Origin of the sequence: Sphingobium sp. Ant17, assembly GCF_000588875.1 — a bacterium.
Lineage (GTDB): Bacteria > Pseudomonadota > Alphaproteobacteria > Sphingomonadales > Sphingomonadaceae > Sphingobium.
Map to the genome: position 1 here is coordinate 52,017 of NZ_JEMV01000018.1, position 17,173 is coordinate 69,189.

Here is a 17,173-nt window from a genome sequence, read left to right on the forward strand (position 1 = left end):
GAATTGCCCCGCCCGATGACATTCACCGCCGCGCCTGCGCTGACAGGCAGCGTGACCGTACCGGGGGACAAGAGCATTTCGCACCGATCGCTGATGCTTTCGGCGCTGGCCGTGGGCGAAAGCCGGGTGGAAGGCCTGTTGGAGGGCGAGGACGTGCTAGCGACCGCCGCCGCCATGCGGGCGATGGGCGCGGACATTCAACGCGACGCGGATGGCATCTGGCATATTCATGGCGTGGGCGTCGGTGGGCTGCTCCAGCCGGAGGGCGCGCTCGACATGGGCAATAGCGGCACGTCGACCCGCCTGCTCATGGGCCTGCTCGCCAGCCATGATCTGACCGCGACCTTTATCGGCGATGCCTCACTCAGCAAGCGCCCCATGGCGCGCGTCACCGACCCACTGGCGCAAATGGGTGCCAGCTTCACCACCAGCCCTGGCGGCCGGTTGCCACTCACCATGCGCGGCGCCTGCCCCGCGGTGCCGCTCGACTATCGTCTGCCCGTCGCCTCGGCGCAGGTGAAGTCAGCGATCCTGCTCGCAGGCCTCAATACGCCAGGCATCACCCGCGTCGTCGAGCCGATCCCGACCCGCGACCATAGCGAACGGATGCTGCGGGGATTCGGTGCGGACCTTAGCGTAGAAGTGGAAGCCGACGGCACCCGCATCATCACGCTGGTCGGCGAAGCCGAATTGCAGCCGCAGCAGATTGTCGTGCCCGGCGACCCCTCCTCCGCCGCCTTCCCGATGGTCGCCGCGCTGCTGGTGCCGGGGTCGAAGGTAACGATCGCCAATGTCGGCCTCAACGCCACGCGCGCTGGCCTTATCGACCTGCTGCGCGAAATGGGCGGTTCCATCGAGGTCATAAATGCCCGCGAGGTCGGCGGCGAACCTGTGGGCGACCTGATCGTCACAGCGTCGGTCCTCCAGGGTATCGAGCCAGATCCGGCCCGCGCACCGAGCATGATCGATGAATATCCCGTCGCCTTTATCGCCGCCGCCTTGGCACAGGGACGCAGCGTCTTTCGCGGACTGGACGAATTGCGCGTCAAGGAATCCGACCGGATCGCCGCCATGGCAGCGGGCCTCCGCGCGATCGGCGTTCCGGTCGAGGAATTGGAGGACGGCCTCATCATCGAAGGGAGCGGCGGCGCACCGCTCAAAGGCGGCGGGCCGATCGCCACCAAGCTCGACCATCGTATCGCCATGAGCTTCGCCGTCGCGGGCCTGGTCTCGCGCGATGGCGTGACGATCGATGACATGCGCCCGGTCGCCACCAGCTTCCCGTCCTTCACCGCGCTGCTCCAGACGCTGGGTGCCATGGCATGACCTTCGACTGGGCCAATATCATCGGTCTGGCGGGCAGCGCCATGATGGTCGTTGCTTATGCCTACAGCAACATCGCCAAGCAGATGAACTTTGTCTTTTTCAATCTGTTGAACCTCATCGGCTCATTGCTGCTCATCTGGTCGCTGACCGTGCATTTCAACCTAGCGTCCATGGCGCTGGAAATCGTCTGGACCCTCATCGCCCTGCTGGGCCTCGTCAAAGCCATGAAAAGAAAATCCGCATGATCATCGCCGTCGACGGCCCCGCCGCATCGGGCAAGGCACCATCGCCAAGGCCCTTGGTCGTCATTATGCCCTGCCCGTTCTCGATACCGGCCTGCTCTACCGTGCGGTCGGCCTAGCCGTGCTTAAGGCGGGCGGCGACCCGGACATCGAATCGGACACGCTCGCCGCCTGCGCCTTTGACGACGAAACCCTGGCCGACCCGGCCTTGCGCAGCGAAGCGGTCGGTAGCCTCGCCTCACGCGTCTCCGTCCATCAGGCGGTGCGCGACGCCCTCGTTAAACGGCAGCGCGATTTCGCGACCCAGCCGGGCGGCGCGATATTGGACGGACGCGACATCGGCACCGTCATCGCGCCTGATGCCCACGCCAAGTTGTTCGTCACCGCCAGCGTCCATGTCCGCGCGCAACGCCGCTATCAGGATGCTCTATCGCACGGTGGCCATCCTGATATGGACTCGCTTGTAGCCGACATCCAGGCGCGCGACACCCGCGACATGAGTCGCGACCATGCGCCGCTCAAGGTCGCCGATGGTGCGGACTTGCTAGACACCAGCGATTTGTCTATAGACGCGGCCGTCCGCCAGGCGATTGCGCTTGTGGACGCCCAGCTTGAAGGTCGCTCCCGCAGCTGACCCGTCAAGGCGTGCGGTATTCCGCGCGCCCTTTTCGCTTTTCTCGTCTGCGCGTCCATGAACGCTTTCGCGTCAACGGATGTCCTTGCCGCATGCGGCGTCGGGGACAGTTTGGCCAAAGACCATCGGATACAACCGGTTGGCCAGCAATGATGAGTGAAGGACTAACCATGGCCTCTACGGCATTCCCCACGCGCGACGATTTCGCCGCGCTTCTCAATGATTCCCTCGGTGGTGAGGACGGCGGCTTCGAAGGCCGCGTCGTCAAGGGCACCGTTACTGCCATCGAAAACGACCTGGCCGTCATCGACGTAGGTCTGAAGTCCGAAGGCCGCGTGCCGCTGCGCGAATTCGCGATGCCCGGCCAGAAGGCCGACATCAAGGTCGGCGACGAAGTCGAAGTCTATGTCGATCGCGTCGAAAACGCCCATGGCGAAGCCATGCTGTCGCGTGACCGCGCCCGCCGCGAAGCGGCCTGGGACAAGCTGGAAGCCGAGTTCACTGAGAGCGCCCGCGTCGAAGGCGTCATCTTCGGCCGCGTCAAGGGTGGCTTCACCGTCGACCTCGACGGCGCTGTGGCTTTCCTGCCCGGTTCGCAGGTCGACATCCGCCCCGTGCGCGACGTCACCCCGCTGATGGACATTCCGCAGCCTTTCCAGATCCTCAAGATGGATCGCCGCCGCGGCAACATCGTTGTGTCGCGTCGCGCCATTCTGGAAGAGACCCGCGCCGAACAGCGCAGCGGCCTCATCCAGACGCTGGCCGAAGGCCAGATCATCGAAGGCGTCGTCAAGAACATCACCGATTATGGTGCGTTCGTTGACCTGGGCGGCATCGATGGCCTGCTGCACGTCACCGATCTCAGCTACAAGCGCATCAACCACCCCAATGAGATGATCAACATCGGCGACACGGTGAAGGTGCAGATCATCCGCATCAACCGCGACACGCAGCGCATCTCGCTCGGCATGAAGCAGCTTGAAAGCGATCCGTGGGAAGGCGCATCGGCCAAGTATCCCGTCGGTGCCAAGCTGTCGGGCCGCGTCACGAACATCACCGAATATGGTGCGTTCGTCGAGCTGGAAGCCGGCATCGAAGGCCTGGTCCATGTGTCCGAAATGTCCTGGACCAAGAAGAACGTCCACCCCGGCAAGATCGTTTCGACCAGCCAGGAAGTCGAAGTTCTGGTCCTCGAAGTCGATCCCGAAAAGCGCCGCATCTCGCTCGGCCTCAAGCAGGCCCAGAGCAATCCCTGGGATAGCTTTGCCGAACGTCACCCGATCGGTTCGACCGTCGAAGGCGAAGTCAAGAATGCGACCGAGTTCGGCCTGTTCATCGGCCTGGACGGCGACGTCGATGGCATGGTCCACATGTCCGACATCGCGTGGGGCATTTCGGGCGAAGACGCGCTGGCGCTGCACCGCAAGGGCGAGGCCGTTCAGGCTGTCGTTCTCGACATCGACGTCGAGAAGGAGCGCATCAGCCTCGGCATGAAGCAGCTTGAGCGTGGTGGTCCGGCCGCTGGCGGTACGACCGCTGCTGCTGCTGGCCTCAACAAGAATGCGATCGTCACCGTGACCGTTCTTGAAGTCCGTGACGGCGGTCTGGAAGTCCAGGCTGGCGACGATGGTGCCACCGGCTTTATCAAGCGCAGCGACCTTGGCCGTGACCGTGACGAGCAGCGTTCGGAACGCTTCCAGATCGGCCAGAAGTTCGACGCCATGATCACCGGCTTCGACCGTGCCAAGAAGCCAACCTTCTCGATCAAGGCGATGCAGATCGCTGAAGAGAAGCAGGCCGTTGCGCAGTACGGTTCGTCCGACAGCGGCGCGTCGCTGGGCGACATTCTGGGCGAAGCACTCAAGGCGAAGACCGAAGGCTAAGTCCTTTCGTCAAAGTCGACTAATTAGAAAAGCCCGCCGGGATCATAATCCCGGCGGGCTTTTCATGTCCTTGCCGGATCGAAACAATCCCTTACCTGCGTGATTGTCAACGCCCTGCAAAACCCCTATGATTAGGCAGGGAAAAATCAGGGGGCTCTGGAATTCGATGATCCGTTCGGAATTGATCCAGAAACTGGCCGATGAAAATCCGGGCCTGACCCTCCCGGAAGTGGAGCGAATTGTCGACCTTTTCTTCAAGGAGATTGTCGATCGACTGGCATCAGGCGGGCGCGTCGAATTGCGCGGCTTCGGCGCCTTCACCACCCGCGCTCGCGACGCCCGCACCGGACGCAATCCCCGTACCGGCGAACAAGTGCCCGTCAGCGCCAAGCGCGTCCCCTATTTCAAGCCCGGCAAGGAAATGCGTGAACGGCTGAATGCCGATCATGAGGATTGACGATTACGTCGCTTTGCGCTGACCATCAAATCGCGCTTGGCTCTGCCGATCCTCCCGACTATAGCCAGCCTTGGTAATGCGGGCGTGGCGAAATCGGTAGACGCAACGGACTTAGACCATTGAGTGCGCACAGGGAAATCTGTGACGTAGAACTGCTCAAATTCGGGGAAACCTTTAACATGGCAATCCCGAGCCAAGCCTGAAAGTCGGCTTTCAGGAAGGTGTAGAGACTAGACGGGCAGCACCTGCGCCCCGGCCTGCCGGGAATGGTGAAGGGATAGTCCAGACCACAAACGCCCCTCCGGGCGGCGGCGAAAGCGTAGCGGGTAAGAAAATCCGTCGGGCTTTGCCCATGGGGGTTCAAGTCCCCCCGCCCGTACCATTACCGCCTTTCCCTGATCGATATAAATTCCAGGTTCGATACACAGAACCGTCATGAGCGCATACTAAAGGCGCGGTCATAGCATAATAACGACCAAGCCTTTGGGGACCATCATGAAATTTCTGGCCGGTAGCGCGATGATCGTGCTGCAATTCTCTGCGTGCGCGTTCGCGGTGGCGCAAGACAATATGCCCGCTGCATCCGATATCGACAGTGGCGACTCCATCATCGTGACTGGAACGCGCGATGCCAAGCGAACGAAGTTCGATACACTAGCACCAATTGACGTGCTATCGTCCAAGTCCATCGACAATAGTATTTCCAACGATCTGTCCGATACTTTGGCGCAACTCTTGCCATCGTTTAACGTCCAGCGTTTGCCCGCGGCGGACGGCCAGGCCTTTGTTCGCCCCGCGACGCTCCGTGGCCTCTCGGCAGACCAGACGCTGGTGCTGGTGAACGGCAAGCGCTATCACCGCTCCGCTCTGCTGGGCAGCCGCGGCGCGCAGTCCGCCGACCTTGCAACCATCCCCAATCTGGCGATCAAGCGCATCGAAGTGCTGCGCGACGGTGCATCGGCCCAATATGGCTCGGACGCGATCGCCGGTGTCGTCAACATCATCCTGGACGATCAACCGGGGATGGAAGCCTTCGGCCAATATTCGCAATATTATGAAGGGGATGGCACTAATTACCAGACCGGCGCACAAGGCGGCCTGGCCCTGGGCGATCGCGGCAGCATCGTCTTCACCGGTGAATTTTCAAAATCGGATGCCACCTCCCGCACCCGCCAGCGTCCCGACGCCATTGCCTTCCAGGCCGCCAATCCAACGCTCACCGTACCCGACCCGGTCCAGCGCTGGGGCCAGCCCGACCTGCGCTCCGTCCGTGGCGCGATCAACGCCCATTATGACTTTTCCGACGCCGTCACCGCCTATGCCTTCGGCACGGTCGGCAATGGCGAGGGCGTCACCGATTTCAACTGGCGCAATCCGGTAGGCACCGGCAACGTGTATAATCCCAGCGCGGCCTTTCCCGGTTTCAGCTTCAACAGCGTCTATCCCGTCGGTTTCACGCCGCGCTTCGCCACGCAATATGACGATTATCAAGCCGACGGCGGCCTGCGCGGCGCGATCAGCGATCAGTTCACTTACGACCTGAGCGCCTCGTCCGGCCGGAGCAGAATCAACTATAGCATGTCCGAATCGCTGAACGCGTCGTTGGGCCCGCTCAGTCCGACGAGCTTCTATCTCGGCCGTTTGCGCCAGAGCGAATTCAACCTGAACGCCGATTTCGTCTATCGCCTGCCGCTGGGATTGGTTGAGCCCGCCAACATCGCTTTCGGTGCGGAACGGCGTAAGGAAACCTATGGCATCCGTCCCGGTGACCCCGCCTCCTACGCCATCGGGCCGGGTGCGGCCACCGGCCTTGCCCCCAACAGCAACGGCTTCCCTGGCTTCAATCCGCTAAGCTCAGGTGAATGGTCACAGACCAGCTATGCCGGTTATCTGGACATGGAAGTCCACCCGGTCGAGGCCCTCACGCTCGGCGCAGCGGGTCGCTATGAGGATTTCTCGGCCTTTGGCGACACGTTCAACTACAAGCTCTCGGCGCGGCTGGAGCCGGTCAAGGGCGTCGCGGTGCGCGGCACCTATTCCACGGGTTTCCGCGCCCCAACCCCGGCGCAATTGAATGCCGTCAACACTACTCAGGGCCTGGACACGCGGACGCTCCAGATTTTCAACACCGGGCGCCTGTCGCCCAATGACCCGATTGCCATCGCGCTGGGTGCCCAACCGCTGACCCCGGAGAAGTCCCGCACCATCACCGCCGGTCTGACGTTTCAGTCAGAGTTCGGCGTGAGCGGCAGCATCGATCTCTATCAGATCAAGTTGCGGGACCGGTTCGGCCAGTCTCGTTCCTTCGCCGTGCCCACGACCCTGCCCAATCCGCAGCGTTTCACCGCCGTCACCTATTTCACTAACGACTTTGATACCCGCACCCGCGGCATCGATGTCGTGCTGGCCTATGCCCAGCAGGTGGGACCGGGCAAGGCAGACCTCAGCCTCGCCTATAATTATAACCAGACCAAGGTGACGAGTGGCACCTCCGCCGCGATTGCCAACGAAACCCAGCGGATCATCTTCGAGGAACGGCTGCCCAAACATAATGGTACGGCGTCGCTCGGCTATACGATCGGCCGGTTCGGGCTGCAGGCCCGCGCCCGCTATTATGGGAAATGGACCGACGTCAGCGGCAATGCGACTGGCGACATCTTCCAGCGCTTTGGCTCCATGACGCTGTTCGATCTATCGGCCAGCGCGCAACTGACCGACAATATCACTGTCCGGGCGGGTGCGGAAAATATCTTCGACACCTATCCCGACGAAGCGACCAACCAAGCGGTGCGTGGTCTCATCTACTCGCGTAACGCCCCCTTCGACACCGATGGCGGCCAATATTATGTTCGCTTGGGCGTGAACTTCTAATCGGATAGCATGGCTCGATGGATATCAGTCGCAGGCAGATGATGATGGCAACGGCGGCAGCCCCGCTGGCAGGACGGATCGAAGCCGCCCTGCCAGCGACGGCCGCCGTCCGGCCCGATGACGAAAGCCATTGGGCCAAGATCGCGGCGCATTATGATGTAGTGCCCGACATCATCCAGCTGGAAAATGGCAATTGGGGCATGATGGCCCGTCCGGTGCTGGAAGCCTATGAGGCTAAGGTCCGGCAGGTCAATCGCGCCACCAGCTATTATGCTAGGCGTGGCCTGACGCCCGACCTGATCGCCGTGCGCGATCGCGTCGCCGCCAAGATGCAGGTCGATCCCGCCGAAATCGCCTTCACCCGCAATGCGACCGAGGCGCTCAAAAGCCTGATCGGCGGCTATAATCGGCTGCGGCCCGGCGATGCCGTACTTTATGCCGATCTGGACTATGACAGCATGCAGGCTTGCTTCGGTTCGCTGAAAAATAGCCGGAATGTCGATGTCGTGCGCATCGACCTTCCCGAACCCGCCACGCATCAGGGGTTGATCGACAGCTATGAGCAAGCGCTCAAGGCCAATCCGCGCGTTCGCCTCATCCTGCTCACGCATCTCAGCCACCGCACCGGGCTGGTCGTCCCCGTGCGGGAGATCGTCGCCATGGCCCGCGCGCGCGGCGTCGATGCCATCGTCGATGCGGCGCATAGCTGGGGCCAGATCGATTTTTCGTTGCCCGACCTTGATGCCGATTTCATCGGCTTCAACCTTCACAAATGGTGGGGCGCGCCGCTTGGCGTTGGCGTCATCTACATCCGCAAGGCCAAGATCGACCTGATCGATCCCGACATCGGCAATGCACCACCCTTCCCCGCCAACACCTATGCGCGCGTCCATACCGGTACCGTCGATTTCGCGGCGCAACTCACCGTCCCCGCCGCCCTCGATTTTCAGGACGCGATCGGTGACCGCGCCCGCGCTGCCCGGCTGACCTATTTGCGGGATCGCTGGGCCGAAACCTTGCGGGACATGCAGGGGCTGGAGATATTGACGCCCGCCGATCCGCGCCTGCACGGCGGAATAACCTCGTTCCGCTATACAGGACACACCAGCGCCAGCGACAATATTGCCATCGCCAAGCGCCTGCTCGACGAGCATCGCATCTTCTCTGTGCAGCGCAATGGCCCAGCGCGCGGCGCTTGCATCCGCATAACCCCGGCCCTGTTCAACAGCGCCGACGATATCGATGCCCTGATTCGCGCGCTCCGGTCCATTGGCGCGTCGCTCTAATCATGTGGTGATGATCGACTGTCACCAAATCTACGCGAACCAGTCATTAAAATGAATGACGGTCCCGATATCCGACTCGTCCCATGGATGATCAGGCATCAGTGACGTCGGGCGCATTCCCGAAAGCCGTTTGTGGACTGGCTGGGCTGCGTTATTGGCGCAAGTCGAACGACTGACCCGCAGGGCCGACAGCGAAGATCTGTTGCACGACGCCTATGTTCGCATGGCCGCCCGAACTGCCAAGCCAGACAATGAGGAAGCGTTTCTGGTGCGGGCGGCGGTCAATCGCGGTCGGGACGCCTATCGCCGGGAAAAAGTGCGAGGTGGCTCGGACGGCGACGACGCGCTCGATAGACTGCACGACCATGCCCCGATGCAGGATGAGGCAATCATTGTCAGGGCTCGACTCAAGCGCGTAAGCGAAGGCATCGACCGGCTCCCGCCTCGGACCCGCGAAGTGTTCCTGCTCCAACGGATGGAAAATCTGAAATATCGGGAGATTGCAGAACGGCTGAATATCAGTCAAAGCGGCGTCGAGAAACATATGGCCAAGGCAATGACCTTCCTTGGCGACTGGACGAAGGATTGGTGACCCAGGACATGAACGGCGAGCGCCTCTTGATCGGACCGCCGCCGAGTGGATCGCCAGGCTGAATGCGGACGACCGCACGGTCAACGACGAGCAGGCATTTCGCGCCTGGCTTGCAGCAAGCCCCGATAACAGCGCTGCGTTCGAGCGCGCTACCGATCTTTGGGCAATGGTGCCTGGTGTAGCCGTAAAGGTTGATACACGATCTCCGATCTTGTCGCGTCGACATATTCTGGCCGCTTGTGCCGGCACGTTGGTTGCGGGCGGCGCTGGCATGGTGGCGATGCAATCAGCCCTTGCCGGCACACGATATGAGACTGGCATCGGTGAACAGCGTCGCGTCATGTTGGTTGAGGGATCTTCCCTGTTCCTGGATGCGGCGACACGGGTGCGCGTGCTGGCCAACTCTTCGCGGCGTAGGCTTTGGCTGGATCAGGGGCGCGTATCGCTCATTGTCACACCGGCACCCGTCCCTTTCACGATCGCGCTGGATAATGGCGCTGCAATAGCCGGGCCTGGGAAATTCGATCTTCGCCGCGATGCCGAGGATCGGATTGCCTTGACTGCTCTTGCTGGCCAGGCAGAGGTCGCTCTTAACGGGACCAACCGCGTGCTCGAAACGGGCGATCGGCTGCGCGCTCAACCAGGCGTTGCCGCCCCGATCGACCGCCCCGACCTTGATACGACGCAAGCCTGGCAAAGTGGTCGTGCCGCCTTCCAGGACGACCGGTTGGCCTTCGTCGTGGCCGAGGCGAACCGCTATAGTCCGACCAAATTGGTGATCGCTGATCCGGGCGCTGCCGACCTCCGGGTCAGCGGCATGTACCGCATGGGCGATAATCTGGCGCTGGGACAGGCGCTGGGACAATTACTGTCTATCCGTGTGCGACCGACGGACGAGGCCGTCCTTCTGGGCGGTTGAAAAAATAGCATCGCCCGGGTGAGGTAAACGACCGGTGGCGCGTCGGGGGAGCACGGCACCTTATGGCCGTGATCCTTGGGGGATGTTTTTCGTGACCATATATCGTTCGCGCAACCTGCGCCTTTCACTCGCCATGGGCGTTGCGCTGGCTGCATTGTGCGCCGCACCGGCCCATGCGCAGGACAAATCCGTATCCGTTCAGATCGTTGCTCAGCCACTTGGTCAGGCTTTCCAGGCTCTCGCCCGGCAGACCGGCACCGACATATTGTTCACCCCTGCCATCGTATCCGGCCTGACCGCGACACCGGTGCAGGGACGGATGGGCGCGCGCGCGGCTGTCGAGCGGCTGATCGCTGGCAAGGGGCTGGCCGTGCGGCAGCAGCCTAATGGCGCGCTTCTCATCGTCGCAGCGGCTGCCTCCGCGCAGGATTTGGGCATGACGACAACGACGGAAACGCCTGAAATTGTCGTTACCGGCTATGCTGCCAGCCTGTCGGGTGCGCTGGCGCAAAAGCGCGCTGCCACCAATGTCGTCGATGTCGTAAAGGCCGAGGATATCGGCAAATTTCCCGCCCAGAATATCGCCGAAGCGCTTCAGCGCGTTCCCGGCGTATCGATCGTGCGCGATCGCGGCGAAGGCGTCTTCGTCCGCATCCGCGGCCTTGGCGCGAATTTTCAGGTTGTGACGCTCAACAACCGCGCCGCCGCCGTCAACGAGAATGTCCGCGACAGCGGCCAGAGCGGACGCCAATTCCGCTTCGACACGCTGCCGTCCGAACTGATGTCGGCTGTCGAAGTTATCAAAAGCCCTCGCGCCGACCTGACTGAAGGCGGCATTGGCGGCATCGTCAATCTGCAGACCTTTCGCCCGATCGACCTGAAAAAACCGGTTCTGGCACTGTCGGCAACCGCCAGTTCGCCGCGCCTCGCCGATGCCGTAGATCCGCGCATTTCTGGTATGGCCAGTTGGGTAAATGAGGAAGGCACCTTCGGCGCATTGGTGGCCGCCGTCTATGACGAGCGGACTACGCGGCAGGATCGCGTCACCGGCGTCGGCTGGGTCGAAGGCCGCATAGACAGCGATGGCGATGGCGTGCGGGATGGCGACACCATCCTGGTGCCCAACAGCACACGTCCTACGCTGGAGCGGGAAGATCGCAATCGTATTGGCCTCAATGGCGCGATCCAATGGCGCCCGGATGATCGGTTTGAGCTCAATGTCGATGGCCTCTGGAGCAAACTCAAGATCGATTATGATGAACTGACCTATTCGACCGATTTCTCGGCAACAGGGCTTCGTTCCATCGTCCCGGGCACGGCAGTCATTGAAAATGGCGTGCTAACGGCAGCAACCGTCGCCACATCGACGCAGATCGGGCGCGAAACCTCCCGGTTGGATTATGAAAACTGGTTGATCGGTGCCAATGCCAAATGGACAGCCAATGGCTGGACCCTCATGGCCGATGCCAGCATGGGCCGTGCCTATTCGAATACGCCAACGCCCATTTACCGTTCGCGCTTGTTAGGTCCTGTTGGCAACGTGTCGTTCGACTATGGCAAGGTTGGCGAGCGCTTACCCAATATCAGTTTCGAAACGGCCGATCTTAACGAGCCGACGACCCTGCCGGGGCGGCGGATCGAATATCGGGTGAACGATTCGCTCGATCGGCAACGTGCCGCCACCTTCGACATCGCTCGCGATCTGGATGGCGCTCTCCGCGCGCTCCGCGCTGGCGCGAAAATCGAAAAGCGTGATCGCACCTATAATCGCCGCGATATCAATTTCACCGGCGGCATCGCGGGTCGCGCTTCGACGCCAGCTTTTTCGACGCCTTCCCCGTCGATAATTTTCTGGATGGTGTCGGCGGCAACTTGCCCAACAGCTGGTTGATGCCCAATCCTGACCGCTTCCTAGAAGTCGCGACCGGCAAGGAGGCCTTGCTGAGTGCGCCGCTTACGCGTGGCGACCTTCGTAACAGCTATGCGATCGATGAACGCATCATCGCAGGCTATGGCATGGGCGAGTTCGAATTTCCGCTGGGCGGTATCACCATCCGCGGCGATGCCGGCGTTCGCTATGCCCATACGCGCCAGACATCATCGGGCCATGCCGACAACGGCACGGTGGCCGTACCGGTGCGCTTCGAACGCAACTACGACAACTTCCTTCCCGCGCTGAATTTGGTGGCGGAGTTCACGCCAAATCTGCAGATGCATTTTGCCGCGTCCAAAGTGATTACCCGTCCCTCTCTAGCCGACTTGGCCCCGCGCCTGACGATCAACTCCAACCCGACGATATTAACTGCCGTCGGCGGCAACCCGGAATTGCGCCCCTTCGAGGCCTGGCAATATGACGCCACGATGGAATGGTATTTCGCACCCGGCAGTGCGTTGATTGGCGGTGCTTTCTACAAGGACATCACCACTTTCGTCTTCCAACAGACCCGCAGCTTCAATCTGGACGGCCAGGCCTATCGTCTGACTGCGCCGGAAAATGGCGGCAATGCCTATGTCGCGGGTATCGAAATCGCCTATCAGCAACTGTTCAAGATGCTGCCCGAGCCCTTCGATGGATTAGGTTTTCAGGCCAATTATACGCACACCGCCAGCAAAGGCACCTATGCCATGTCGGACGGAACGACCTTTCGCGACGACCTGACCGATGTGGCGTCGGACAGTTTCAACCTCACCGCCTTCTATGAAAAAGGGCCGGTCGGTGCCCGCGCGAGCTATAGCTGGCGCGGCAAGGTGTTGCGCGACGTTGGCGGTGCCGGTCTGGCGGCCAACAATGACGCGGCCTTTGGTAGTCTTGACTTCGATATTTCCTACAAGGTGACGCCAAATGTCACATTCGTCGTCCAGGGGATCAACGTCGCCGGTGGCGTCCAGTGGCAATATGTGCGCGACAACCGGTTCGCGGGCTATACCGACTATGGCACGACCCTGATGGCGGGGGTTCGGGCGCGCTTCTGACGTCGCAGCGCCGCCCTCTCTCCCATTTTTCAAGGAGCAATTGAATGCGTACTCCCTCCACAAAATATCGTCTTGCAGCAGTTGTGGCAGGCATGATGTTGGCCTGTTCCACCGTCGCTGCGCAGGCGCAGGAAGCGCGCAATATCATATTGTTCCTGGGAGATGCGGGCGGCGTACCGACGCTGAGCGCTGGCGGGATCATGGCCCATGATCGGCCGCAATCGCTGTTCCTCCATTCGATGCCGAATGTTGGCCTGTCGGACACATCGGCGTTGAACAATTGGGTCACTGATTCCGGCGCCGGCATGACGGCGATCATGACGGGTCAAAAGACCAACGGCTCAATGATATCGGTCGTACCATCGGGCGCGAACGGAGCCGTAACGCCGGTCAAAAGCTTCCTGGAATATGCTGAACAAAAGGGGCTTTCGACCGGCATCGTCACCAATATGAAGATCTGGGACGCAACCCCGGCTGCGTGTTACGCCCATGTCGCATCGCGCAAAAACCAAGACGAGATTTTCAAGCAAATGCTCGCGCCCCGCTTCGGCGATGGCGTCGACATATTGATTGGCAAAGGCCGTTCCGACGCTGTGGCCTCCTTTGCAAAGCGGCAGACGACAGCTGAACAAGCCTTCACGCGCGCTGGCTATATATTTGGCGATGACCCGGCGATCGTCAGCACTGCGAAGCGCGCGGCCGTTCTGCGCGATAGCGACTTCGCACCGACCCCGGCCGTCGAAGCAACGATCGCCCAACTGGCGCGCAATCCCAAAGGCTATTTCCTGATGGTCGAGTGGGACATGCACACCGACAATCTGGCCAACGGGTTGCGGCATGTCGTCGAAATGGATGACATGATCCGCCGCATCAGCGCGGTTGCGGGCAAGGACACGCTGATCCTGTTCACCGCCGACCATAGTTTCGGATTGCGAATGGGCGGTGGAAAGCGGGCCACGCCGCTCGCTGAGCAATATGCGACCGAAGCCGCGAAGCCCGAAACGACGGTCGAGAACAACCCCATCATCAGCGTCGAAGACAGTCACACCGGCGAAGAAGTGATCGCCGCCGCATCCGGCCCCGGATCGGAAAAAGTGCGAGGCTTTTTCGCCAATACGAAATTGTTCGACATCATGATGTCAGCGGTCGGGTGGAAGAAGGACGAGTGATTGTCACGACTGCGTTTACTGCTGAGCGATGCAAGCCTTTAAGGCACGTCCTCACGGGCCACAAGAAGGACGGTGGCCGATACGCAGTTACGCCCCTTATACTTCGCTTTGTACAAGGCGTTGTCCGCTGATAGCAGCAAGCCTTCAGGCATCTTTATGGACCCACCGACACGCGAAAAAGCGGTGGCTACACCGATGCTGGCTGTAACTGTTCGGTCTTCGTTGACATTGCCTTCATGATGAACCGCTAGAGCTTCCACCGCTCTGCGTATCCGCTCCGCCACGACCTCCGCACCGCTCGCACCAGTATTGGGCAAGACGACAGCGATTTCCTCGCCGCCATAGCGCGCTACCAGGTCTCCTGGCCGTGCTACGGCTTGCTTTATGGCCAACGCGACCATGCGGAGGCAATCGTCGCCCGCTTGGTGTCCGTATAGATCATTGAATCTTTTGAAATGGTCGATGTCGAGCAAAAGTAACGACATTTGCGACCCTTCACGGGACGTTCGGTCCCACTCGCGCGCAAGTGTTTCATCGAAGGCCCGGCGGTTGCCGAGCCCCGTCAATGCATCTGTTAGCGAAAGCGCCAGAAGTTCATCTTCAAGCCTTTTGCGATCCGAAATATCGCGCATAACGATGACGACCTCGGGCTGCGCGGTTGGATCGTCTCTCACCACGCGCGCATTGCCTTCCACCCAAACCGCGGTGCCATCTTTCCGCAAGATACGAAAGCTTGCCTTCGACGTTTCCTGCTGTCCGTCGATCAAAGCCTCATGAAGATGGGCCATTTGTTCAGCATCATCAGGATGGATAAAGCCGCCAGATCCTCCCTCCATCATTTCCTGCGCTGTCCAGCCAAAAACCCTTTCGACGGCAGGAGATACATATACGGCAATCATGTCCGCACCCATGCGGCATATGACATCATTGCTGCTTTCGGCGAGCATCCGAAAATCAGTTTCATTCGGTGGGCCAGGCCGGTGTTCGGCGTTCACGGGACTTTTGGAGCGAGAGCTAAGCCGACGAAACCTGGACAAAAATGACGTGATACCCGACATCGGCTTATACTCCTCCCACTGCAAATGTGGGACCAAGCCCTTAACAAACTCCTTATAAGACAAGGGGGACAGAGGCATACTCTTGGGAATGGGCAGCCGCGTCCATGAACTCGTAAGTAGACTGTGGCTTATACACCACCTCACCACCTTGTAACACGCGCCGACGCCTTGACCCGGATCGATGAATGCCCATCCCACCTAAGGCAGGTTAGTCACCGCGGTCTGCAAGCGGAAAGTTTGTCCGGCTGCCGGTGCGGCGACAGGTGTGATACCTTGTTCCTTAAGTACAGCCGCGATCGCCAATGCCCTACGTTGCGACAATAGCGGTCGTTCGGCATCATCGATCGGCAGACCGGGTACTGACAGTCGAGGGCTGTTCCAGCGCTTCGCGGCCCAAGCCGACACCAGCACAGCCTGCCGTGCCGGGGCATCCAAGATATCCACATTGTCGGCAAACGTGATGACCGGCAGCGGCGTGAGCGGTGGAATGATCGTCACTTCCCATCCGTCCACAGATTGCGCCGCGCGCTGTTCCAGGGTGCCATAGGTAGCAAGGTCAGCGCCTGGTAGCAGCGCCGCTGTCGCCGCCACACGCTGATGATCGCGGTCGACCGTTACGGCATCAGGCGCAACCCCGGCAGCCAGCGCGACCAGTCCTGCAACCCTGTTCGCCCTGCCACGGTCATTGGCCAGCGCGTCATTGGCCTGTTGCAATTCGGCGCGTTGCGCCTCGACCGACCCTGCACCTGGGTCAAGCAAGACCTGATCGACCCGCAATGCCACGGGCCGACCCAGCCGGTCGCTAAGGTCAGTCTGAAGCAACGCATTGCTTTCCGCGCGCGATCGGGGCGCGATAACCACAGTACGCACCGCCAGCGGCGTCCGGTCGAAATTGACATCCAACTGTGTGACCCGCGACTCCGCGCCGTAACGGTCGGACAGGAAGGATCGGATCTGGCTTACCGCTACTGCTTCGCCCGCAATCCGGCTCAACGAAATTGCCAGTGGCACAGCCATCACGACGAAGACCAGCATCAGCAAGACGGTCTGCGTCCAACTCTGCTGGCTCGACAGATAATGGCCGAAACCATAATAACGGGCCATCACCATCGCCGACAAAGCGATGGTTACGAAGTTGGTAATGAAAAGAGCCAGCGCGCCGCCCAAAATCGGCATGTTCCAAGTCGCAAGGCCGAAACCCACGACCGCCAGCGGCGGCATAAGAGCCGTAGCGATCGCGACGCCGACGATCGTTTCGCCCCGCCCGCGAATGATGGCGAAGGTGCCCGCCAGTGCGGCGAACAACGCGACCAGCAGATCGAACAGATTGGGCCGGGTGCGCGCTAATATCTCGGCCGTTGGGGCTTTAAGCGGCGACACGAGAACGATGAAGGCCGTGAACAGCAGCGCAGCGCCCGCCCCGATCGCCAGGGCTGAGAGCGAGCGTCGTAGCTCGGCAAAGTCGAACAGTGCCAGGCTGAAACCCAGCCCCAATATCGGGTTCATCAGCGGCGATATGAGCATTGCACCGATGACGACGGCAGGCGACGACAAAAGGAGGCCCAGCACCGCGATGCCCGCAGACATCATGGTCATGAACAAATAGCGCGGCGTGCATCCACTTTCGTCCACGATGCGGGCCACGACCTTTTCCTGATCGACGGACCCGACCACGGACTTACGCCACCAGCGATAGAAGGGGACATGATCCCAGCGGGCAGGATAGGGATGCCCCGGCGAAGGCGAAGTCATTTCGGCAATAG

General features: G+C 60.9%; 13 protein-coding genes and 2 pseudogenes. 13 read left to right on the top strand and 2 right to left on the bottom strand.

Annotated elements, in window-relative coordinates; genetic code table 11:
• The first annotated feature begins 15 nt into the window (after positions 1–15).
• From aroA to BF95_RS10235, 13 genes and pseudogenes are all read left to right on the top strand, one after another.
• On the top strand, positions 16–1,326 hold the full coding sequence (gene aroA, locus BF95_RS10185; protein WP_200866936.1) for a 3-phosphoshikimate 1-carboxyvinyltransferase: 1,311 nt from the start codon (positions 16–18) through the stop codon (positions 1,324–1,326).
• Positions 1,323–1,571, top strand: a complete 249-nt coding sequence (locus BF95_RS10190; RefSeq protein ID WP_043151281.1) for a CBU_0592 family membrane protein — start codon at positions 1,323–1,325, stop codon at positions 1,569–1,571. Before aroA ends, BF95_RS10190 begins: the two co-directional genes overlap by 4 nt.
• Positions 1,568–2,202: pseudogene (gene cmk, locus BF95_RS10195) on the top strand ((d)CMP kinase). The gene BF95_RS10190 and the pseudogene cmk overlap by 4 nt, the downstream one beginning before the upstream one ends.
• 170 nt (positions 2,203–2,372) lie before the next feature.
• The gene (rpsA, locus tag BF95_RS10200) at positions 2,373–4,085 is read left to right on the top strand and encodes a 30S ribosomal protein S1 (protein ID WP_037480069.1); all 1,713 of its coding nucleotides are present in this window, start codon (positions 2,373–2,375) and stop codon (positions 4,083–4,085) included.
• A 166-nt stretch (positions 4,086–4,251) separates the two neighbouring features.
• Positions 4,252–4,542 carry an integration host factor subunit beta gene (locus BF95_RS10205; RefSeq protein ID WP_037480067.1) on the top strand — a complete coding sequence of 97 codons (291 nt, stop codon included), beginning with the start codon at positions 4,252–4,254 and terminating at the stop codon, positions 4,540–4,542.
• Between the two features lie 495 nt (positions 4,543–5,037).
• Complete coding sequence (locus tag BF95_RS10210; RefSeq protein WP_043151282.1) at positions 5,038–7,413, top strand: TonB-dependent receptor plug domain-containing protein; 2,376 nt, start codon at positions 5,038–5,040, stop codon at positions 7,411–7,413.
• A 17-nt stretch (positions 7,414–7,430) separates the two neighbouring features.
• Positions 7,431–8,699, top strand: a complete 1,269-nt coding sequence (locus BF95_RS10215) for an aminotransferase class V-fold PLP-dependent enzyme (RefSeq protein WP_152542643.1) — start codon at positions 7,431–7,433, stop codon at positions 8,697–8,699.
• Positions 8,700–8,829: 130 nt separating this feature from the next.
• On the top strand, positions 8,830–9,291 hold the full coding sequence (locus BF95_RS10220) for an RNA polymerase sigma factor (RefSeq protein WP_235209675.1): 462 nt from the start codon (positions 8,830–8,832) through the stop codon (positions 9,289–9,291).
• Positions 9,266–9,436 (top strand): annotated as a pseudogene (locus BF95_RS29010) (FecR/PupR family sigma factor regulator); the annotation flags it as partial. The gene BF95_RS10220 and the pseudogene BF95_RS29010, both read left to right, overlap by 26 nt.
• Positions 9,437–9,502: 66 nt before the next feature.
• A complete protein-coding gene (locus BF95_RS10225; protein WP_235209678.1) occupies positions 9,503–10,210 on the top strand; it encodes a FecR family protein in 708 nt (235 codons plus the stop codon).
• Positions 10,211–10,301: 91 nt separating this feature from the next.
• Positions 10,302–12,101 (top strand): TonB-dependent receptor, encoded by a 1,800-nt coding sequence (locus BF95_RS30320; RefSeq protein ID WP_268747162.1) that lies wholly within the window; start codon positions 10,302–10,304, stop codon positions 12,099–12,101.
• Positions 12,101–13,183 carry a TonB-dependent receptor domain-containing protein gene (locus BF95_RS30325; RefSeq protein ID WP_268747163.1) on the top strand — a complete coding sequence of 361 codons (1,083 nt, stop codon included), beginning with the start codon at positions 12,101–12,103 and terminating at the stop codon, positions 13,181–13,183. The genes BF95_RS30320 and BF95_RS30325 overlap by 1 nt, the downstream gene beginning before the upstream one ends.
• Positions 13,184–13,227: 44 nt before the next feature.
• A complete protein-coding gene (locus BF95_RS10235; protein WP_043151284.1) occupies positions 13,228–14,352 on the top strand; it encodes an alkaline phosphatase in 1,125 nt (374 codons plus the stop codon).
• A gap of 38 nt (positions 14,353–14,390) precedes the next feature.
• Here BF95_RS10235 and BF95_RS10240 read toward each other — a convergent pair whose 3' ends face one another.
• Positions 14,391–15,488 (bottom strand): sensor domain-containing diguanylate cyclase, encoded by a 1,098-nt coding sequence (locus BF95_RS10240; RefSeq protein WP_327195444.1) that lies wholly within the window; start codon positions 15,486–15,488, stop codon positions 14,391–14,393.
• Positions 15,489–15,608: 120 nt separating this feature from the next.
• Positions 15,609–17,162 carry a DUF389 domain-containing protein gene (locus tag BF95_RS10245; RefSeq protein WP_043151286.1) on the bottom strand — a complete coding sequence of 518 codons (1,554 nt, stop codon included), beginning with the start codon at positions 17,160–17,162 and terminating at the stop codon, positions 15,609–15,611.
• Positions 17,163–17,173: the final 11 nt, after the last annotated feature.